General features: G+C 69.1%; 20 protein-coding genes. 12 read left to right on the forward strand and 8 right to left on the reverse strand.

The window, feature by feature from the left end; all coding sequences use genetic code 11:
* Positions 1-2: 2 nt before the first annotated feature.
* Positions 3-746: a trehalose-phosphatase gene (gene otsB, locus H289_RS0111140; protein ID WP_020100873.1), complete on the forward strand. Its 744-nt coding sequence runs from the start codon at positions 3-5 to the stop codon at positions 744-746.
* Here the strand turns inward: otsB and H289_RS0111145 are convergent.
* Positions 743-1,843 carry an Rv3575c family transcriptional regulator gene (locus H289_RS0111145; protein WP_029105091.1) on the reverse strand — a complete coding sequence of 367 codons (1,101 nt, stop codon included), beginning with the start codon at positions 1,841-1,843 and terminating at the stop codon, positions 743-745. The two genes, otsB and H289_RS0111145, sit on opposite strands and share 4 nt — an antisense overlap.
* A gap of 97 nt (positions 1,844-1,940) precedes the next feature.
* Here H289_RS0111145 and H289_RS0111150 point away from each other — a divergent pair, with 97 nt between their 5' ends.
* Genes H289_RS0111150 through H289_RS0111160 form a run of 3 tightly spaced genes read left to right on the forward strand, consistent with a single transcriptional unit; the run spans position 1,941 to position 4,491 of the window.
* Entirely contained in the window at positions 1,941-2,861 is a 921-nt protein-coding gene (locus H289_RS0111150) for a metal ABC transporter solute-binding protein, Zn/Mn family (RefSeq protein ID WP_020100875.1), read from the forward strand.
* Positions 2,862-2,870: 9 nt separating this feature from the next.
* A complete protein-coding gene (locus H289_RS0111155; RefSeq protein ID WP_020100876.1) occupies positions 2,871-3,668 on the forward strand; it encodes a metal ABC transporter ATP-binding protein in 798 nt (265 codons plus the stop codon).
* Positions 3,661-4,491, forward strand: coding sequence for a metal ABC transporter permease (locus tag H289_RS0111160; RefSeq protein WP_020100877.1), 831 nt, complete (start codon positions 3,661-3,663; stop codon positions 4,489-4,491). Before H289_RS0111155 ends, H289_RS0111160 begins: the two co-directional genes overlap by 8 nt.
* A 20-nt stretch (positions 4,492-4,511) precedes the next feature.
* On the opposite strand, the gene H289_RS0111165 is transcribed toward H289_RS0111160, so the two are convergent.
* The gene (locus tag H289_RS0111165) at positions 4,512-5,312 is read right to left on the reverse strand and encodes a sulfurtransferase (protein ID WP_020100878.1); all 801 of its coding nucleotides are present in this window, start codon (positions 5,310-5,312) and stop codon (positions 4,512-4,514) included.
* Between the two features lie 24 nt (positions 5,313-5,336).
* Here H289_RS0111165 and H289_RS0111170 point away from each other — a divergent pair, with 24 nt between their 5' ends.
* The 4 genes from H289_RS0111170 to H289_RS0111185 all read left to right on the forward strand — a co-directional run bounded on the left by H289_RS0111170 (position 5,337) and on the right by H289_RS0111185 (position 9,836).
* Positions 5,337-6,095, forward strand: a complete 759-nt coding sequence (locus H289_RS0111170; RefSeq protein WP_020100879.1) for a LamB/YcsF family protein — start codon at positions 5,337-5,339, stop codon at positions 6,093-6,095.
* A complete protein-coding gene (locus H289_RS0111175) occupies positions 6,095-7,015 on the forward strand; it encodes an MBL fold metallo-hydrolase (RefSeq protein WP_020100880.1) in 921 nt (306 codons plus the stop codon). The genes H289_RS0111170 and H289_RS0111175 overlap by 1 nt, the downstream gene beginning before the upstream one ends.
* Positions 6,988-8,136, forward strand: a complete 1,149-nt coding sequence (locus H289_RS30340; protein WP_155944106.1) for an SLC13 family permease — start codon at positions 6,988-6,990, stop codon at positions 8,134-8,136. Before H289_RS0111175 ends, H289_RS30340 begins: the two co-directional genes overlap by 28 nt.
* Before the next feature lie 143 nt (positions 8,137-8,279).
* The gene (locus H289_RS0111185) at positions 8,280-9,836 is read left to right on the forward strand and encodes a fibronectin type III domain-containing protein (RefSeq protein WP_020100882.1); all 1,557 of its coding nucleotides are present in this window, start codon (positions 8,280-8,282) and stop codon (positions 9,834-9,836) included.
* A gap of 1 nt (position 9,837) precedes the next feature.
* Here H289_RS0111185 and rlmB read toward each other — a convergent pair whose 3' ends face one another.
* From rlmB to carD, 4 genes are read right to left on the reverse strand one after another with little or no spacing between them, the layout of a single operon-like run.
* Complete coding sequence (gene rlmB / locus H289_RS0111190) at positions 9,838-10,776, reverse strand: 23S rRNA (guanosine(2251)-2'-O)-methyltransferase RlmB (RefSeq protein ID WP_029105093.1); 939 nt, start codon at positions 10,774-10,776, stop codon at positions 9,838-9,840.
* 2 nt (positions 10,777-10,778) lie between these two features.
* Entirely contained in the window at positions 10,779-12,188 is a 1,410-nt protein-coding gene (cysS, locus tag H289_RS0111195) for a cysteine--tRNA ligase (protein WP_020100884.1), read from the reverse strand.
* A 19-nt stretch (positions 12,189-12,207) separates the two neighbouring features.
* Positions 12,208-12,681: a 2-C-methyl-D-erythritol 2,4-cyclodiphosphate synthase gene (ispF, locus tag H289_RS0111200; protein WP_020100885.1), complete on the reverse strand. Its 474-nt coding sequence runs from the start codon at positions 12,679-12,681 to the stop codon at positions 12,208-12,210.
* A 20-nt stretch (positions 12,682-12,701) separates the two neighbouring features.
* Positions 12,702-13,190, reverse strand: coding sequence for an RNA polymerase-binding transcription factor CarD (gene carD, locus H289_RS0111205; RefSeq protein ID WP_020100886.1), 489 nt, complete (start codon positions 13,188-13,190; stop codon positions 12,702-12,704).
* A gap of 358 nt (positions 13,191-13,548) precedes the next feature.
* Here carD and H289_RS0111210 point away from each other — a divergent pair, with 358 nt between their 5' ends.
* From H289_RS0111210 to disA, 4 genes are all read left to right on the forward strand, one after another.
* Entirely contained in the window at positions 13,549-14,139 is a 591-nt protein-coding gene (locus H289_RS0111210) for a copper chaperone PCu(A)C domain-containing protein (protein ID WP_020100887.1), read from the forward strand.
* A gap of 67 nt (positions 14,140-14,206) precedes the next feature.
* Complete coding sequence (locus tag H289_RS31805; RefSeq protein ID WP_020100888.1) at positions 14,207-14,785, forward strand: DUF4241 domain-containing protein; 579 nt, start codon at positions 14,207-14,209, stop codon at positions 14,783-14,785.
* Between the two features lie 35 nt (positions 14,786-14,820).
* Positions 14,821-16,215: a DNA repair protein RadA gene (radA, locus tag H289_RS0111220; RefSeq protein ID WP_029105095.1), complete on the forward strand. Its 1,395-nt coding sequence runs from the start codon at positions 14,821-14,823 to the stop codon at positions 16,213-16,215.
* A 75-nt stretch (positions 16,216-16,290) separates the two neighbouring features.
* Complete coding sequence (gene disA / locus H289_RS0111225; protein WP_177127355.1) at positions 16,291-17,370, forward strand: DNA integrity scanning diadenylate cyclase DisA; 1,080 nt, start codon at positions 16,291-16,293, stop codon at positions 17,368-17,370.
* A gap of 2 nt (positions 17,371-17,372) precedes the next feature.
* On the opposite strand, the gene H289_RS0111230 is transcribed toward disA, so the two are convergent.
* Both H289_RS0111230 and H289_RS0111235 read right to left on the reverse strand, forming a co-directional pair.
* Entirely contained in the window at positions 17,373-18,116 is a 744-nt protein-coding gene (locus tag H289_RS0111230) for a hypothetical protein (protein ID WP_020100891.1), read from the reverse strand.
* A gap of 153 nt (positions 18,117-18,269) precedes the next feature.
* A complete protein-coding gene (locus H289_RS0111235; RefSeq protein ID WP_029105097.1) occupies positions 18,270-18,887 on the reverse strand; it encodes a carbonic anhydrase in 618 nt (205 codons plus the stop codon).
* Between the last annotated feature and the right edge of the window lie 3 nt (positions 18,888-18,890).

The following is an 18,890-nucleotide window of genomic DNA, read 5'->3' on the forward strand; positions in this document are numbered from 1 at the left end:
CGGTGCTCCCGGCTGATCTGATCGCGGCGCTCGACACCGTCGCCGCCACCCCCCGACTGCTCGTCACCTCGGATTTCGACGGCACGCTGTCGCCGATCGTGAACAACCCTGCCGACGCGCGGGCTCTACCCGCCGGATCGGCCGCCCTGCTCGACCTGGCGGCCCTGCCGGACACCTTCGTCGCGCTGGTGTCAGGACGTGCCCTCGACGTCCTGCGCGAGCTGTCCGGCATGCCAGACTCGGTGCACCTCGTGGGCAGTCACGGCGCGGAGTTCAACACCGGCTTCACGCAGACCGTCGACACCGCGCTGCTGGCCGAGATCGTGGATTCGCTCACCGAGATCGCAAGCCGGTACCCGGGCACGGCAGTCGAGACCAAACCGGCCAGCGCCGCCCTGCACGTACGCAACGCCACGGCGGCCGACGGCGAGGCCGCCCTCGCCGCTGCGCGCAAGGCGGGGACGCAGTGGGCCGCCGAGCCCACCGAGGGCAAGGCGGTGCTGGAGTTCGCGGTGGTCACCACCAACAAGGGCTCGGCCATCGACGTCCTGCGGGAGCGCGACGGCGCGACCGCCGTGGTCTTTCTGGGCGACGACGTCACCGACGAAAAGGCCTTCGCCCGGCTGCGCGACGGCGACGTCGGCGTGAAGGTCGGTCCGGGGCCGTCGGCCGCGCAGTACCGCGTCGACTCCCCTGAGGACGTCGCGGAGGCGCTGGCGTACCTGGCGGCGCGCCGGGCGGGTTAGGCGGGCGGGCCCGAGGTGCGGCCGCGGACCAGTTCGGTGTCGAGCACCTCGATCACCGGGATCCCGGACCGCGGCGGATTGTTCAACAGGTATCCGGCCCGGCGGCCCTTCTCCAGGCTGGGCTGCGCGACGGTCGTCAGGCCGCGCGCCAGTGCCTCGGGGACACCGTCGAATCCGGTGACGGTCATCTGGCCGGGCACGTAGATACCGCGCGATCGCAGGTGGTCCATCGCCGAGAGCGCCAGCACGTCGGCAGTGCACATCAGCGCCGTGATGCGCGGATTTGCTTGCAGTGCAACGGCCGCCGCCGCCCCGCCGGAACTCGGCAGGTGCTCGAAGGTCTCGACCACTGTGAGGGCACCGGGATTGAGGCCGGCATCGGACATCGCGTCGCAGACGCCGAGGATGCGCTCGCGCTGCACGTGGAAGTGCGGCGAGGTGAGCCGCTCGGGGTCCGCGACGGCCGACTGCGCGTCGCCGTGCGGCCACTGCCGCCCGAGCCGCATGGTCAGCAGGCCGATCTCCCGATGACCAAGGCCGACAACGTATTCCGCGATCCCGCGCATGGCCGCCCGGTCGTCGATGCAGACCCGCGACGCGCCCTGGACGTCCTTCGGCTGGTCGACGACCACGATCGGCACGCCCCGCTGCTGGACCACGGGCAGGTACGGATCGTCGTCCGAGGCCGCGTACACCGCGAAGCCGTCGACCCCGGCGGACAGTATCGCCGCGGTGCCGTCCTCGACCGACCGGTTGGGCCCGGCCGCCACCAACAGCAGACCCTGCCCGGCCTCCTCGCACGATTCGGCAAGTCCGGCAACGAAATCCAGCGCCGCCGGGTCGCGGAACGAGTAGTTGAGCGACTCGGTGATCATGAGCCCGAAGGCACCGGCTCTGCGGGTGCGCAGAGAACGCGCCACCGGGTCGGGGCCGGGGTAGCCCATCTCCTTGGCCGCGGCGAGCACGCGCTCACGCAGCTCCGGCGAGAGCTGATCCGGCCGGTTGTAGGCATTCGAGATCGTGGTGCGCGAGACCTTCAACTCAGCAGCGAGCGAGGCCAGCGTGGCCCGACGCCTCGGGTTGGGGCTCCTCGGCATATTTGTGACGCTAGCGCATCCGATTCGCGCTGCACGGCTACGGTGCACTAGATTTATTGCAAACGGTTTTCATTAACACTAGCCCACAGGAGCACACATGACCCGGACCAGGCTCATCGCACTGTCCGCCCTCACTGCGCTGGCCTCGGTCACCGGGTTGGCCGCCTGCGGGTCGCAAGGCGACTCCGGCCACGCCAACGGCGCCGCCAAGGTCGTCACCACCACCAACGTCTGGGGCAGCGTCGCTACGGCAGTGGCCGGCGGACACGCCGACGTCAAGGCCCTCCTGACCAGCGACGTCGACGACCCGCACTCGTACGAGGCCACCCCGGCCGACGCCGCCGCCATCGCCGACGCGTCGCTCGTCGTCATCAACGGCGGCGGTTACGACCACTGGGCCGACGACGTGTTGAAGAACCACAAGAACGTCACCACCGTGGACGCGTACTCGCTGCTGCCGCACAGCGCGCCCGGCGAGGCCAACGAGCACGTCTTCTACAACATGGCCGTCGCCAAGGCCGTCGCCGCCAAGATCGCCGAGGACCTGGCCAAGTCCGATTCCGCAAACGCCGACGCCTACCGGGCCAACGCCACGGAATTCGGCAAGAAGACCGACGCGATCGCCGCCACCGAGCACGCCATCGGACAGAAGCACCCGGGCGCAGCGGTCGTCTCCACCGAACCCGTCGCGCATTACCTGCTGGCTGCCGCGGGCGTCGTCGACAACACCCCACACGGCTTCGCCGCCGCCGCCGAAGAAGGCCACGACCCCGCCCCGGCCGACGTGGCCGCGGTACTCGACCTCATCAACGGCCACAAGGTCGACGCACTGGTGGTGAACAAGCAGACCGAGACCGCCGTCACCAAGCAGCTGCAGGACGCCGCGCGTAAGGCCGCGGTGCCCATCGTCGAGGTCACCGAGACCCTGCCCGCCGGACAGGACTTCCTGACCTGGCAGCGGCAGACCGCGGAGGCATTGGCCCACCAGCTCGATAGCGCCGCGGCGCCGGGTCGATAATCAGTAACCGTGCCTTCTGAAGCGGTCGCCGAACTCACCGGCGCACGACTGTCGTTCGGCGACCGCGTGCTGTGGGACCGGCTGGATCTGACGGTGCGCCGCGGCGAGTTCATCGCGGTGCTCGGCCCGAACGGCACCGGCAAGACCTCGCTGCTCAAAGTGCTGCTGCGCCAACAGTTGCTGACGGCCGGCCGGATGACCACCACCGGCGCCATCGGCTACGTGCCGCAGCACCGCTCACTGGACACCGGGCTGACGCTGCGCGGCCGCGACCTCGTCGGCCTCGGCTGCGACGGGCACCAGTGGGGTTTCGCCGGTCCACGGAAGCGCGCGCAGCGCCGCGCCGTGGTGACCAAGGCACTCGGCCAGGTCGACGGCGCCCGGCTGGCCGACGTCCCCGTCTCGGTGATGTCCGGCGGCGAACTGCAACGGGTCCGCATCGCGCAGGCCCTGGCGTCCGACCCCGCACTGCTGCTGTGTGACGAACCGCTGCTGAACCTCGACCCGGCCAACGCGAAACTGGTGTCGAGCCTCATCGACCAGCGCCGCAAGGACGCCGGTACCGCGGTCCTGTTCGTCACCCACGAGGTCAATCCCGTGCTGCCGTACGTCGACCGCGTGCTGTACCTGGTCGACGGCCGCTTCCGGATCGGCACCGTCGAGGACGTCATGACGTCCGAGACGCTGTCCGCGCTGTACCGCGCCGACATCCAGGTCGCCCAGATCGGCGGACAGTACGTCGTCGTCGGTCAGGACGGTGCGGTCGTGGACAACTCCGAGCATGCGAGCGGACACTGCTGTGAATAACTTCGTCGACACGGCACTGACGGCCGACCTGCTCGGCCGCGATTTCGTCCAGCAGGCCGTGCTCGCGGCGGCGCTGCTGGCGCTGCTCGGTGGTCTGATCGGACCGTTCATCGTGATGCGGCAGATGTCGTTCGCCGTTCACGGCTCGAGCGAGCTGTCCCTCACCGGCGCGGCCTTCGCACTGCTGACGGGGCTCAACGTCGGCCTCGGCGCCCTCGTCGGGAGTGCCCTGGCGGCAATCCTTTTCGGCATCCTCGGGCAACGCTCGCGCGAGCGGGACTCGGCCATCGGTGTCGTACTGGCTTTCGGGCTGGGCCTGGCCGTGTTGTTCATCCACCTGTATCCCGGCCGCACCGGCACCAGTTTCGCGTTACTCACCGGACAGATCGTCGGCGTCGGCTATTCGGGTCTGGCACTGCTGGCGGTGGTGACCGTGTTGGTGGTCGCGATCCTGGCGGCCTGTTACCGGCCGCTGCTGTTCGCCACCGCCGACCCGGAAGTGGCTGCCGCCCGCGGCGTTCCGGTGCGGGCGCTGGGCATCGTGTTCGCCGCACTGGTCGGTGTCGCGGCCGCGCAGGGCGTGCAGATCGTCGGGGCACTGCTGGTGATGTCGCTGTTGATCACCCCCGCCGCCGCGGCCGGACGCGTGTTCAGCTCCCCCGTCACGACGATGGTGGCCTCCGTGGTGTTCGCCGAGATCGCCGCGGTCGGCGGCATCGTGCTGTCCCTCGCCCCAGGCGTCCCGGTCTCGGTATTCGTGACGTCGATCTCGTTCGGCATCTACCTGCTGTGCTGGGGCGCGGGTCGGGTCCGTCGCCGGTAACAGGATCAACCACCCCGTCGCTACGCTCGCCCCACCGGTCGCCCCGGCTCGTTGCTCCACTGCGACCACGAACCGGGGAACAGCGCCACGTCCCGGCCGGCGGCCGCCAGCGCGGCCACCGCCACCGCGGCGGTGACACCCGACCCGCAGTACACGCCATCCACGTCGGCGCCGTCGGTGCGCAGCGTGCCGTCGGCCGCCAGCACGCTGGGCAGGTTGATCGCCCCCGGAATGTGCCCGGCGATGGGATCGATGGGTTCGACGTCGCCGCGGAACCGTTCCGGCGCGCGGACATCGCCCAGGCGCGGGCCCAGGGCCGCCGCCTCGTCGGCGGTCAGCGTCGGCATGGCACCGGCGTACAGGTCCTGATGCGTGACGGTGATGTCGCCCGGCGCCGGTTCGACGTCGCCGCGGTCCAGCGGACCGCCCGAGGTGGTCCACGCGGCCAGCCCACCGTCCAGGATGCGCACGTTCTCGACGCCCGCCGCGCGCAGCACCCACCAGGCGCGCGCCGAGCCGGCACGGTTCCAGTCGTCGTAGATGACCGTCGGCACGCCGACCCGCACGCCCCAGCGACGCGCGGCCTCCTGCACCGCGGCGCCCGACGGCAGCGGATGACGGCCGCGCCCCGTGACGGTGTGATCCGACAGGTCGTCCTCCAGCGAGACGTACACCGCATCGGGGATGTGCCCGGCCAGGTACTCGTCGCGACCGTCGGGCTTGGCCAGCTGCCAGCGCACGTCGAGCAGCGTCACGTCGCCGGCGGCGATCAACTGGGCGAGGCCGAACGCGGTGATCAGAATGTCGTCACGAGTGGACATGGCGGCCAGCCTAGGCTGGCTGACATGTCAGCGGTGGACCTCAATGCCGATCTCGGCGAAAGCTTCGGGGTGTGGAGTCTGGGTGACGACGACGCGATGCTCGATCTGGTCACCAGCGCCAACATCGCCTGCGGGTTCCACGCCGGCGACCCGGCCGGGCTGCTGCGGGTCTGTCACGCGGCCGCCGAGCGCGGCGTGCGCATCGGTGCTCAGGTGGGCTACAACGACCTGGCAGGCTTCGGCCGCCGCTACATCGACGTCAGCCCCGAAGACCTGACCGCCGAGGTGATCTACCAGATCGGCGCGTTGCAGGCGCTGGCACAGGTCGCCGGGTCGACCGTCAGCTACGTGAAACCCCATGGCGCCCTTTACAACACGATCGTCACCGATCACGTGCAGGCGCGGGCGGTGGCTGCCGCGGTGCACGCCGTGGATCCGGCGCTGCCCGTGTTGGGACTGGCCGGTTCGGCGTTCTTCGCCGCCGCCGACGAACTCGGGTTACGCACCGTTCCCGAGGCCTTCGCCGACCGCTCCTATCGCCCCGACGGACAGCTGGTGCCGCGCACGCAACGCAACGCGGTGCTGCACAACGTCTCGACCATCGCCGACCGGGTGGCGTCCATGGTGACCGCCGGTCGCGTCGGCGCCGTCGACGGTTCCACCATCAAGATCACCGTGAAATCAATTTGTGTACACGGCGATTCGCCCGACGCCGTCGACATCGCCCGGGCGGTCCGCGAACGGCTGACCACTGAGAACGTACAGATCGAGGCATTCTGCTGATGCGACCGAAACTCGGACGGCCCGACCTGGCCGCATACACCCGCTACTTCGACCAGCCGGCCGCCGGCTCCGACTCCCCACTGACCGTCACCTGGGCCGGCGTCACCACCATGCTGGTGTCCGACGGGTCGTCGGCGCTGCTGACCGACGGCTTCTTCTCCCGGCCGAGTCTCTTGGCCGTCGGGCTGGGCAAGTTGAGCCCCGCGCTACCACGCATTGATGGCTGCCTGCACCGGCTCGGCATCGACCGGCTCGACGCCGTGCTGCCGGTCCACACGCACTTCGACCACGCCATGGACTCCGCGGCCGTCGCCGCGCGGACCGGTGCCCAACTGGTGGGCGGCACCTCGGCCGCGAACATCGGCCGCGGCGGCGGACTCCCCGATTCGCAGTTGACGGTGGCCACTCCCGGCGAGTCGATCACGTTGGGCGCCTTCGACGTAACGCTGTTCACCGGGCACCACTGCCCACCCGACCGTTTCCCCGGCACCATCACCGCACCGGTGGTGCCGCCGGTGCGGGCGTCGGCGTACAAGTGCGGCGAGGCGTGGTCCACGCACATCCATCACCGCAGCAGTGGCCGCCGTCTGCTCGCCGTCGGCAGCGCCGGGTTCGTGCCGGGTGCCCTCGCCGGACAACGCGCCGAGGTCGTGTATCTCGGGATCGGTCAGCTCGGTCTGCAACCCGAGCAGTACCTCGTCGACTACTGGAACGAGACGGTCCGGACCGTCGGTGCGCGCCGGGTGGTGCTGACGCACTGGGACGACTTCTTCCGCCCGCTGCACGAGCCGCTGCGCGCGCTGCCGTACGCCGGTGACGACCTGAACGTGTCGATGCGGGTGCTGAGCCGGCTGGCCGCCGAAGACGGCCTGCCGCTGCACCTGCCGACGCTCTGGCAACCCGCCGATCCCTGGCTGTGAACACCGCACTCCACGAGATCGGCCGATTGCTGCCGGTCGTCGGGTTCCTGGCCGCCGTCCTGGTGCTGGCCAAACTCTGCGACGACGAAGGGCTGTTCCACGCTGCCGGTGTCTACATGGCCCGGCACAGTTGGGGCGCCGGACAGTCGGCGGCACGCCGGCTCCTGGTCACCGTCTTCGTCATCGCGGCCGGGACGACCGCCGTGCTGAGCCTCGATGCCACCGTCGTGCTGCTGACACCCGTCGTGCTGTCGACCGCACGGACCCTGGGCGTACCGGCACGGCCACACGGCTATGCCGCGGCCCACCTGGCCAACACCGCGTCGCTGCTGCTGCCGGTGTCGAACCTGACCAATCTGCTGGCCTTCACGACCGCCGGCCTGAGCTTCACCAGATTCACCGCGGCAATGTCCCTGCCCTGGCTGTTCGCCGTCGCCGCCGAATATGTGTTGCTGCGGTGGTACTTCCGGCGTGAGCTGCAGGCCGGCGCCGCCGACCGGCCGGCACCACCCGCACCCGAGATCCCCTATTTCGTCCTGACCGTGCTGGTGCTGACGCTCATCGGCTTCGGCGCCACCTCGCTGCTCGGTCTGGAACCGGCGTGGGCCGCGTTCGCCGGTGCCGCGGTACTGGCGGTGCGCGCCGTCGTGCGCGGTCACGAGACGATCCTGGGCATCGTGCGGGCGGCCAACGTGCCGTTCCTCGTCGCCGTGCTGGCGCTGGGCGTCCTGGTGAGCGTCGTACTGGACCTCGGCCTGGGCCGGGTCATCTCGCAGGTGTTGCCACACGGCGCCACCCTGCCGGCGTTGCTCGGTATCGCCGCCATCGCGGCGGTGCTGTCGAATCTGATCAACAACCTGCCCGCCGTGCTGGTGCTGCTGCCGCTCGTCGCGGCCGGCGGGCCGGTCGCGGTGCTGGCGGTCCTCATCGGCGTGAACATCGGGCCCAACCTGACCTACCCCGGATCGCTGTCGAACCTGTTGTGGCGCAAAGTCGTCCGCGACGAGATGCCGGCAGGGGCCCGGGAGTTCACCACCGTTGGACTGGTGACGGCGCCGGTCACCCTGATTCTGGCCGTGACCGGATTGTGGTTGACCTGTTCGATGTTGGGACTGCGATGAGCGGGGAAGAAGACCGACCGGCCATCTCGGTCGTCGAGTTGCAGCGGCGCTGAACCAGCGCGGTTACCGCAGCGAGAACAGCACACGTCGATTCGTGGCCGGGCGGCGTCGCCGCCGGGCCGGCGGTCCGCATCACAGGCAAGATGGCTGTCGTGGACGTGAGCCGCAGATCGTTGATCGTGGGAGGCACGTCGGCTCTCGTCGGCGCGGGCCTCGGAGCCGGCGCCACCGGATACGTCACGACCAGGCGCACCGGTCCCATGCTGTGGCAGCGGGCCGACCGCGGCGGCGCGCCACCGGTCACCGGTTTGCACACCCAGTTCGGCTCCGACGCGGCCACCGAGGTCGTGGTGTCCTGGCACACCGCTGCCGCCGTGCAGAACCCCCACGTCATGGTGGGCACCCCGGACGACGGGGTCGGCAATATCGTCACGGCCGAGACCGTCACCTACCGGGATGCGTTGTCACGCAGCGAGATTCGCGTCCACCATGCCCGATTGACCGGCCTCGCGCCAGACACCGACTACATCTACGCCGCCGTACATGACGGCGCGAGTCCCGAACTGGGCTCGGTGCGCACCGCACCCCGCGGCCGCGCACCCATCCGGTTCACCAGCTTCGGCGATCAGTCGACTCCCATGCTCGACGCCAAGGTGGCGGCATCCTTCGGCAGCGATCACGTCGGATCGCCGGCCGCCGGTGACATCACCACCGCGGTCGAACGGCTGGCCCCGCTGTTTCATCTCGTCAACGGCGACCTCTGCTACGCCAACCTCGCGCACGACCGGGTTCGCACCTGGTCGGAATGGTTCGAGAACAACACCCGCTCCGCGCGGCACCGACCGTGGATGCCGGCGCCGGGCAATCACGAGAACGAGCTGGGCAACGGCCCGATCGGCTACGGCGCCTACCAGGCCTACTTCGGGCTGCCGGACTCCGGTGCCGACCCCGAACTCCGTGGACTCTGGTACGCCTTCACCGCCGGCTCGGTCCGCGTGATCATCCTGGCCAACGACGACGTCTGCTACCAGGACGGCGGCAACTCGTATGTGCGCGGCTACTCCGGTGGCGCCCAAAAACGTTGGCTCGAACAAGAACTCGAGCGCACCCGCAGCAACAAGGAGATCGACTGGGTGGTGGTGTGCATGCACCAGACGGCCGTCTCCACGGGCAACAAGACCAACGGCGCCGACCTCGGCATCCGGGAGAACTGGCTGCCCCTCTTCGACCGGTTCAACGTCGACCTCGTGGTCTGCGGGCACGAGCACCACTACGAACGCAGCCATGCGATCCGCGGCACCTTGCCGACCGACACCCTCACACCGAATCCGGTTGACGCACAATCGGGTTCGATCGACACCAGCAAGGGCACCGTGCACCTGGTCATCGGCGGGGGCGGCACGTCGATTCCGTCGAACACGATGCTGTTTCCCGAGCCGCGGTGCCGCGTCCTCATGTCCGTGGGCGAGGTGAATCCCGGCACCGGCAGGAAGACGCCGAACTACATCGAGGAAGCCGCGCCCTGGTCCGTCTTCCGCGATCGGGAGAACCCCTGCGGCTTCGTGGCTTTCGATGTCGACCCGGGCCGGCCGGGCGGCAATACCTCGATGGACGCCACCTACTACGCGGTGAGCGGTCCGTTCGGCGAGGTGCGGGCCGTCGACAGCTTCAGGCTGACGCGGCCCCGCACCGACCGCTGAATCAGCGCCGCTGCCGGGCGATCTCGGCCAGCACCACGCCGGCGGCCACCGACGCGTTGAGCGACTCGGTGGGCCCGGCCATCGGGATCGAGACGATGTGGTCGCAGTTCTCCCGCACCAGTCGTGACAGGCCCTTGCCCTCGGAACCCACAACGACGACCGTCGGCCCCGAGGCGTCCAGTTCGTCCAGGGTGGTGTCGCCGCCGGCGTCCAGTCCGACGATGGTCAGGCCGGCGTCGGCCCAATCCTTGAGCGTCCGATTGAGATTCGTCGCCCGAGACACCGGCAGCCGGGCCGCGGCACCGGCGCTGGTACGCCAGGCCACCGCACTGACCGACGCCGAACGCCGCTGCGGGATCACCACGCCATGCCCGCCGAACGCCGCCACGGACCGCACGATGGCGCCCAGGTTGCGCGGGTCCGAGATGTTGTCGAGCGCGACGAGCAGGGCCGGGCTCGAGTCAGAGGTCGCCGACTTCAGCAGATCGTCCGGGTGCACGTACTGGTACGGCGGCACCTGCAGCGCGATCCCCTGGTGCATGCCATTGCTGGTGATGCGGTCCAGATCGTGGCGCTGCACCTCCATGATGGCGATGCCGGCATCGGCCGCGCGCGTCACCGATTCGGTGAGCCGCTCGTCGGCTTCGGTGCCCAGCACGACATAGAGCGCGGTGGCCGGGACGCCGGCGCGGAGGCATTCCACGACGGGGTTGCGGCCGACCACGACCTCGACGTCATCGGTCTTCTTGTGCCGTCCCTGATTCGACCGGGCCGCCTTCTGCGCGACCTTGTACGCCTTGTGGTTGGGGCGCTGTTCGGCGCGCGGCGTCGCGCCCTTGCCCTCCAACCCACGCCGGCGTTGGCCACCGGAGCCTACTGTCGGGCCCTTCTTCGTGCCCGCCTTGCGAATTGCGCCGCGGCGCTGGGAGTTTCCGGCCATGGTCAGGCCCCATCAGTCAGGGCCCATTGCGGGCCATCAGCGGTATCGGTGACCTCGATGCCGGCCAGCTTCAGCTGGTCGCGGATCGCGTCGGCGGCAGCCCAGTCCCGGTTCTCCCGGGCCTCGGCGCGGCTCTTGAGGGCCCACTGCACCAGGGCGTCAACAGCATTCAGCGCTGCCGATGTCTCGTCACGGGTTTCCCAGCGCTCATCGAGCGGATCGCACCCGAGGATGCCCATCATGGCCCGGATCGACGTCGCTGCGGCCATCGCGCCGGCGTGGTCGCCGGCGTCCAGTGCGCGGTTGCCGTCGGCGCGGGCGGCGTGCACCTCGGCCAGTGCCGCGGGCACCGCCAGGTCGTCATCCAGTGCGGCCGCGAACTTCTCGGTCCAGGTACCTACCTCGACGGCACCCACCCGGGTGCGGACCCGGTGCAGGAATTCCTCGATGCCGGTGTAGGCCTTGGCCGCATCCTGCAGCGAGTTCTCGGAGAACTCCAGCATGGACCGGTAGTGCGCACTGCCCAGGTAGTAGCGCAGCTCGGCGGCACGAACCCGTTGCAGCACAGCCGGGATCGCCAGCACATTGCCCAGCGACTTGCTCATCTTCTCGCCACCCATGGTGACCCATCCGTTGTGCAGCCAGAACCGCGCGAACTCGTCGCCGCAGGCGTTGGCCTGCGCGGTCTCGTTCTCGTGGTGCGGGAAGATCAGGTCCATACCGCCGGCGTGGATGTCGAACACGGAGCCCAGGTACTCCTGGCACATCGCGACGCACTCGGTGTGCCAGCCGGGGCGGCCCCGGCCCCACGGCGTCGGCCACGACGGCTCGCCGGGCTTGGCACCCTTCCACAGGGTGAAGTCCCGCGGGTCGCGCTTGCCGGTCGCCAGGCCCTCGCCCTGGTGGACGTCGTCGATGCGGTGGCCCGAGAGCTTGCCGTAGTCGGGCAGGCTCAGCACGTCGAAGTAAACGTCGCCGTCGGCCGCGTAGGCGTGCCCGCGCTCGATCAGCTTCTCGATGACCTCGACCATCTGAGTGATGTGCCCGGTGGCCCGGGGCTCGGCCGACGGCGGCAGGACGCCCAGCGCGTCGTAGGCGGCCGTGAAAGCCCGCTCGAAGGTGGCGGCCCACTCCCACCAGGGCCGGCCGGCTTCGGCGGCCTTGTTGAGAATCTTGTCGTCGATGTCGGTGACGTTCCGGATGAACGCGACGTCGTAGCCCTTGGCCGTCAGCCAGCGCCGCAGCACGTCGAACGCGACGCCACTGCGGACGTGGCCGATGTGGGGCAGGCCCTGCACGGTTGCGCCACACAGGTAGATGGATGCGTGTCCGGGCCGCACCGGGGTGAAGTCCCGCACGGCACCGGTCATGGTGTCGTAGAGCCGCAGGCCCTCGAGACGGTTTTCGGTCACGACGGGCCAGCTTACCGGCCTAATCCAGCGAGACCACCAGCGCCGTCGCAATCGCCGCCAGACCCTCGCCCCGACCGGTGAGCCCGAGCCCATCGGTGGTGGTCGCCGAAACGGAGACCGGAGCATCCAGAAGCGCCGACAGCACCTGCTGGGCCTCTTCCCTGCGGGGCGCGATTTTCGGGCGGTTGCCGATCACCTGGACCGCCGCATTGCCCACCCGAAAACCGGCAGCCGTCAGCAGCGTGGCGACATGTTTGAGCATGTCGGTACCGGTGACGCCGCGCCATTCGGGACGGTCGGTCCCGAAGACGCTGCCCAGGTCACCGAGGCCCGCAGCGCTCAGCAGGGCATCACAGAGTGCATGCGCGGCGACGTCGCCGTCGGAATGCCCGGCGCAGCCGTCGGCATCGTCAAAAGACAGGCAGAGCAGCCAACACGGCCGCCCTGCCTCGATGGGATGTACATCGGTACCAAGACCGATACGGAAGTTCACTGCTCCGTTGGAGATGGCGTTCAGGACGCCGCGGCGAGAACCTCGTCCAGGATGGTGGCGGCCTTCGCGTCATCGGTGTTCTCGGCCAGGGCCAGCTCACCGACAAGGATCTGACGAGCCTTGGCCAGCATCCGCTTCTCGCCGGCGGACAGACCGCGCTCCTGGTCACGACGCCACAGGTCACGAACGACCTCGGCGACCTTGTTCACATCACCGGAAGCCAGCTTCTCCAGGTTCGCCTTGTAACGACGGGACCAGTTGGTCGGCTCCTCGGTGTGCGGGGCGCGCAGCACCTGGAACACCTTGTCGAGGCCTTCCTGACCCACCACGTCGCGAACACCGACGTATTCAGCGTTTTCTGCGGGTACTCGAACGGTCAGATCGCCCTGCGCAACCTTGAGGACGAGATATTCTTTCTGCTCGCCTTTGATGGTCCGGGTTTCAATCGCCTCGATCAATGCTGCACCGTGGTGTGGGTAAACGACGGTGTCTCCGACCTTGAAAATCATCAGATTCGGGCCCCTTTCACATAGCAATGTTAGCACGGGCGTCAGACACCCGCGGATCAACAATGCAGGTCAGGGGCCATACAGATGCGTGAAAGGGGTTGACAGCGCAGCGTTTACGTGCAGTGGCGGGGGCCACAATCCGGCCGAATTCCCCCGGATTCACGTCCCATTCACCGGTCATTCGCGGCCGGAAAGACGCCCGAACCAGGCAGATGGCGGGCCTCCGCTACCGCCGCCAACCGCCACCTACTACTCTGCATAGTCGAACGCCGGACCAGTCCGGGGACACAGCAGGACATACCCAAGGCCGTCACGCGCATCGCCGCTGGCGCCCAAGCAGGAGGCTTGAGTGAACCGCATGAAATCGCGCACTTCTGCCGTCACGCTGGCCGCCTTCGGGCTGGCCACCGCGGTGACGCTCACCGGCTGCAGCAGCGGCCAGGTCTCACAGAGCGCGAACCAGCTGCCTGCGGTCAACGGCACCGCCACCACCATCGGCAACGAGAAGGCCGGCGTGGACCTGCGCAACGTCTACCTGCGCGCCCCGCAGACCCGCGACTTCGTCAAGCCCGGAACCATGGTCGAGCTGCTGTTCGTCGCGACCAACAAGTCGCCCGACAACGCCGACAAGCTGGTCGGCATCACCTCCGACACCGGCGAGGTGCTGGTCAACGGCGGCACCACGGTGCCCGCGGGCGGCGTGCTGCTGGTCGGCACCCCGGACGGCCAGAAGCAGACGCTGCCGCGGTCCGAGGACGCCACGACCTCCATCGCGATGGTGGCGCTGACCAAGCCCATCAGCAACGGCCTGAACTACAACTTCACGTTCAAGTTCCAGAACGCCGGCGAGAAGACCATCTCGGTCCCGATCTCCGCAGGCGAAGCCCCGCGCCGCGAGGCCGGCGAAGCCGCTCCGGCACCTGCCGGCGGCGGCGAGGGACATCACTAGCCTCGTTTCGTTCCTCGCAGCCACCACCGGTCGCGCTGCGGGATGCACCGTCGTCGAACTCGGAACGGTGCAGGTCAGCACCGGCGCATTGATCGCGCGCGATCCGTTCGGCCCGAGAAGCGGCGGTTGCGTACTTGCCGTCCCGAATGGCTCGTACCGGGTTTGGGCAACGGTGGTCGACGTGAGCGACGACGGCATCCCTGAACCCCGCCAGGCATATTTGAGCGTGGCGATCGGCGACGGCCAACCAGCCCTACTCGGTTCCGCCGACGAATTACTGGTGCCGCCCGTCCCAAGCTTCGGCGCGTTCACCGGCACCGACCACGGGCTGCTCGCGGTTCACGATGCGGCGGTCGAGGATTCCGTGCTCGCAACTCGCACCGAGGCCGTCGACCGCGGCCTGTGGGCACCGGATATCGGCCCGGGCTACGCCAATGTGCCACTCGACCCGGCCTCCGGCGCCAATATCGTCGTCAGCGGATCCGGTTGGGGCGACGGCGGTTTCCCGGTCCTTGCGACGTACGACCGCGACGACAGGCCCGTTGCCGTACACGTGGATTTCGGTGTCATCGGGGACCACCCGGATGATCAACCCGGCTTGATGCGAAAACTGGCCAGGCGTCTCGGATTCGGACGCCGAGCCTGACGCAATCTGTCGGTACCAGCGACTAAGTTCGCGGCATGGCCAGAACCGGTTCGAAAGTACGTTCGCAGTTTCGCTGCTCGGAGTGCCAGCACACCACGGCGAAATGGGTGGGCCGCTGCCCGGAGTGCGGCACCTGGGGCACGGTCAACGAAGTCGCCGTTCTGAGCTCTCTGACGCCAGCGACGCACCGCGCTGTCGCGCCGGCCTCCCCCGCGGTGCCGATCAGCTCGATCGATCCCGGCACGACCAGGCATTTCCACACCGGGATCAGCGAATTGGACCGCGTGCTGGGCGGTGGTGTGGTGCCGGGTTCGGTGACGCTGCTGGCCGGTGATCCCGGCGTCGGCAAGTCGACGCTGCTGCTCGAGGTCGCACACCGCTGGGCCATGTCCGGGCGGCGTGCGCTGTATCTGTCGGGCGAGGAATCCGCCGGGCAGATCCGGTTGCGCGCCGAGCGCACCGGCTGCACGCATGACGACGTCTTCCTGGCCGCCGAATCCGACCTGCAGACCGCACTCGGCCACATCGAGGCGGTCCGGCCCACGCTGGTGGTGGTGGATTCGGTGCAGACCATGTCTACCGCCGAGGCCGACGGCGTCACCGGCGGCGTGACGCAGGTTCGGGCCGTCACCACCGCCCTCACCATGGCCGCCAAGACGACGGGCATCGCGATGGTCCTGGTCGGCCACGTCACGAAGGACGGCGCCATCGCCGGGCCGCGCTCACTGGAGCACCTGGTGGACGTCGTGCTGCACTTCGAGGGCGACCGCGCCTCGGCACTGCGCATGGTCCGCGGCGTGAAGAACCGCTTCGGCGCGGCCGACGAGGTCGGCTGTTTCATGTTGCACGACAACGGAATCGAATGCGTTGCCGATCCGTCGGGGCTCTTCCTCGACCAGCGGCCGGCACCGGTGTCCGGCACTGCGGTGACCGTCAGCCTCGACGGCAAGCGGCCACTCATCGGCGAGGTGCAGGCCCTCATCGGCTCGCCGTCGGCGGGATCGCCGCGCCGCGCGGTCAGCGGTATCGACTCGGCCCGCGCGGCCATGATCACCGCGGTACTCGAGAAGCGGGCGCGGCTGCCCGTCGGCACCAACGACATCTACCTGTCCACGGTGGGCGGCATGCGGTTGACCGATCCGTCGTCGGATCTGGCGGTGGCGCTGGCCATCGCATCGGCGTACACCGACCTGCCGCTGCCGGCCACCGCGATTGCCATCGGCGAGGTGGGTCTGGCGGGCGATCTGCGGCGGGTGACCGGCATGGACCGCCGGCTCGCCGAGGCCGCCCGGCTCGGATTCACGACGGCCGTGGTGCCCACCGGAATCGAGTCGCCGCCGCGCGGGCTTCGGGTGCTGCCGGCCGACAACATCACCGCGGCGTTGCGGGTGTTACGCAAGATCACAGAGAATGTGGACCGGACCGGGTAGAGCCCGGCCGGAAAACCACCGAGGAGTGCACCGATGTCGGTGAAAGCGGGAACCCGGGCCGGGCGCGGCAACGTCGTGCATCTGACCCGACCGACACTGCGTGAGACGTTGGGCAAGCTGGCGCCCGGCACCCCACTGCGGGACGGCCTCGAGCGCATCCTGCGCGGCCGTACCGGCGGGCTGATCGTGCTGGGCTACGACGACAGCGTCGAGGCCATCTGCGACGGCGGCTTCCCGCTGGACGTCCGGTTCGCGCCGACCCGGCTGCGGGAGCTGTCGAAGATGGACGGCGCCGTGGTGCTCTCCAGCGACCTCACCCGAATCCTGCGGGCCAACGTGCAGCTCGTGCCCGACCCGTCGATCCCGACCGACGAATCCGGTACCCGGCACCGCTCCGCCGAGCGCGCCGCCATCCAGACCGGTTTCCCGGTCGTGTCGGTCAGCCACTCGATGAGCATCGTGACGGTGTACGTCGCCGGCGAGCGGCACGTCGTACCGGAAACTCCGACCATCCTGTCGCGCGCCAACCAGACCGTCGCCACACTGGAGCGCTACAAGTTCCGCCTCGACGAGGTCAGCAAGCAGCTGTCGATGGCCGAGATCGAGGACTTCGTGACCCTGCGCGATGTCATGACCGTCGTGCAGCGCATGGAGATGGTCCGCCGGATCAGCCTGGAGATCGACGCCGACGTCGTCGAGCTCGGTACCGACGGGCGCCAGCTCAAGCTGCAGCTCGACGAACTGGTCGGCGACAACGACGCGGCCCGCGAACTGATCGTGCGCGACTACCACGCCAACCCCGATCCCCCGACCGCCGATCAGGTGACCGCGACGCTCGAGGAGCTCGACGCGCTCAGCGACAACGAACTGCTCGACTTCACCACGCTCGCCAGGGTTTTCGGTTACCCGTCGACGCCCGAGGCGCAGGATTCGGCGATGAGTTCACGCGGCTACCGGGCGATGGCCGGCATCCCGCGCCTGCAGTTCGCGCACGTCGACCTGTTGGTGCGGTCGTTCGGATCGCTACAGGGCCTGCTCGCCGCGAGCGCCGACGACCTGCAGTCGGTGGAGGGCATCGGGTCCATGTGGGCCCGCCACATTCGCGAGGGTTTGTCGCTGCTCGCCGAGTCGACGATCGCTGATCGGCTGGCCTGAGATCAGTTGGCGGGGCCGGGCAGCGTCGGCTCGCCGGGCGCCGGGGCCGCCGGCGCCGGGGGCGGTGCCTCGCCCGCCGGCGGTGCACCCGCGCCGGGCTGCTGCGCCTCCGACAGTACGAACGGCACGGGAGCCGATCGCAGGTTGCCCAGCTGGACGACCAGGTTGTAGGTGCCGGGACCGATCGCCTGGCGCGGCAGCGGGCAGTTCGGCGCCGAGCCCATGCCGGTCCAGGTGACCTCGGTGGTCACCTGCTCGCCGGGCTTGAAGCCCCGGACCAGGGTCTCGTTCGACGGCGCGCAGTCCAGGTTGGACCACAGCCGGTTGTTGTCCAGTGAGTAGACGTAGGCGGCCAGTACGGCGGCACCGACGTCACGCTTGCACTCGACCAGACCGATGTTGGTGACGACCATGGTGAACTTCGGCTGGTCACCGATCACATAGGTCGGCTGGTTGGTGATGCCCTTGGCCGCCAGTGTGGTGTCCGGGCAATCGTCGCCCGCCTTGAGCACCGGCGGCGGCGTGACCGCCGTGGTCGGGGTGGGCGTCGGGGCCGGAGCCGCGTTCGGCGGCGGCGCGATCGGGCTCTTCACCCCGGGCGTCTCACCGGGTAGTGGGGTCGCGGACGTCGACGTCTTGGCGGTGGGCTGAGTCTCTTTGGAATCGCCCGTGCTGTTGCTGAAGACGACGACCCCGATGATCACGACGAGGAGCAGGACGACTGCGGCGACACCGATCGCCAGCATCCGCCGACGGAAATAGATCTGGGATGGCAGCGGGCCATGCGGTTCTAGATCCGGCACATTGTCACGGTAAGGGCACAAAACGCGGTGGGCTCTGACCTGGTGCGGCGTGTCGTCTGTGAACTGGGGTGGTGTTCGCCACCCCAGCCCCACCGACTATTCGCCGATATCGCCGACGTGGTCGCGCTTGGTGACCCGGCCCTCGGCCAGGTGGTAGGTGGCGCCGACGATGGCGACCTTGCCCGACTGCAGCTTCTCGGCCACGATGCTGGATCGCGTGCTCAGCAGGTGCACCGTCTCGTTGACGTGCCGGGCCTCGAGTTCGTCGACCTCGGTGAGGCCCTCACGGCGGCCGACCAGGATCGACGGCGTGACCCGCTCGACGATGTCGCGGACGTAGCCACCCGGCACCGCGCCGTCGTCGAGAGCGGTGATGGTGGCCTTGACCGCGCCGCAGCTGTCGTGGCCGAGCACGACGATCAGCGGCACTTCGAGGACCGCCACGGCGTACTCGATCGAGCCGATCACGGCGGAATCGAGAACGTGGCCCGCGGTGCGCACGACGAACATGTCGCCGAGGCCTTGATCGAAGATGATCTCGGCGGCGACGCGGCTGTCAGCACATCCGAACAACACGGCGGTCGGCTTCTGGCCACCGGCCAACTGCGTCCGACGCTCGATGCTCTGGCTGGGGTGCGCTGGTTCACCGGCAACGAATCGCTCGTTACCCTCTCTCAGTGCTTTCCAGGCATTTATCGGGTTTGAGTTGGGCATGCC

Source organism: Mycobacterium sp. 360MFTsu5.1 (assembly GCF_000383495.1).
In the GTDB taxonomy this organism is placed as follows: domain Bacteria; phylum Actinomycetota; class Actinomycetes; order Mycobacteriales; family Mycobacteriaceae; genus Mycobacterium; species Mycobacterium mucogenicum_B.

What these genes read in the sequence shown, in the direction of transcription:
- H289_RS0111145 (WP_029105091.1), bottom strand. Translation starts at nt 1,843, where the DNA reads ATGCCGAGGAGCCCCAACCCGAGGCGTCGGGCCACGCTGGCCTCGCTC.
- H289_RS0111150 (WP_020100875.1), top strand. Translation starts at nt 1,941, where the DNA reads ATGACCCGGACCAGGCTCATCGCACTGTCCGCCCTCACTGCGCTGGCC.
- H289_RS0111165 (WP_020100878.1), bottom strand. Translation starts at nt 5,312, where the DNA reads ATGTCCACTCGTGACGACATTCTGATCACCGCGTTCGGCCTCGCCCAG.
- H289_RS0111170 (WP_020100879.1), top strand. Translation starts at nt 5,337, where the DNA reads ATGTCAGCGGTGGACCTCAATGCCGATCTCGGCGAAAGCTTCGGGGTG.
- H289_RS0111175 (WP_020100880.1), top strand. Translation starts at nt 6,095, where the DNA reads ATGCGACCGAAACTCGGACGGCCCGACCTGGCCGCATACACCCGCTAC.
- H289_RS0111185 (WP_020100882.1), top strand. Translation starts at nt 8,280, where the DNA reads ATGGCTGTCGTGGACGTGAGCCGCAGATCGTTGATCGTGGGAGGCACG.
- rlmB (WP_029105093.1), bottom strand. Translation starts at nt 10,776, where the DNA reads ATGGCCGGAAACTCCCAGCGCCGCGGCGCAATTCGCAAGGCGGGCACG.
- carD (WP_020100886.1), bottom strand. Translation starts at nt 13,190, where the DNA reads ATGATTTTCAAGGTCGGAGACACCGTCGTTTACCCACACCACGGTGCA.
- H289_RS0111210 (WP_020100887.1), top strand. Translation starts at nt 13,549, where the DNA reads ATGAAATCGCGCACTTCTGCCGTCACGCTGGCCGCCTTCGGGCTGGCC.
- radA (WP_029105095.1), top strand. Translation starts at nt 14,821, where the DNA reads ATGGCCAGAACCGGTTCGAAAGTACGTTCGCAGTTTCGCTGCTCGGAG.
- H289_RS0111230 (WP_020100891.1), bottom strand. Translation starts at nt 18,116, where the DNA reads ATGCTGGCGATCGGTGTCGCCGCAGTCGTCCTGCTCCTCGTCGTGATC.
- H289_RS0111235 (WP_029105097.1), bottom strand. Translation starts at nt 18,887, where the DNA reads ATGCCCAACTCAAACCCGATAAATGCCTGGAAAGCACTGAGAGAGGGT.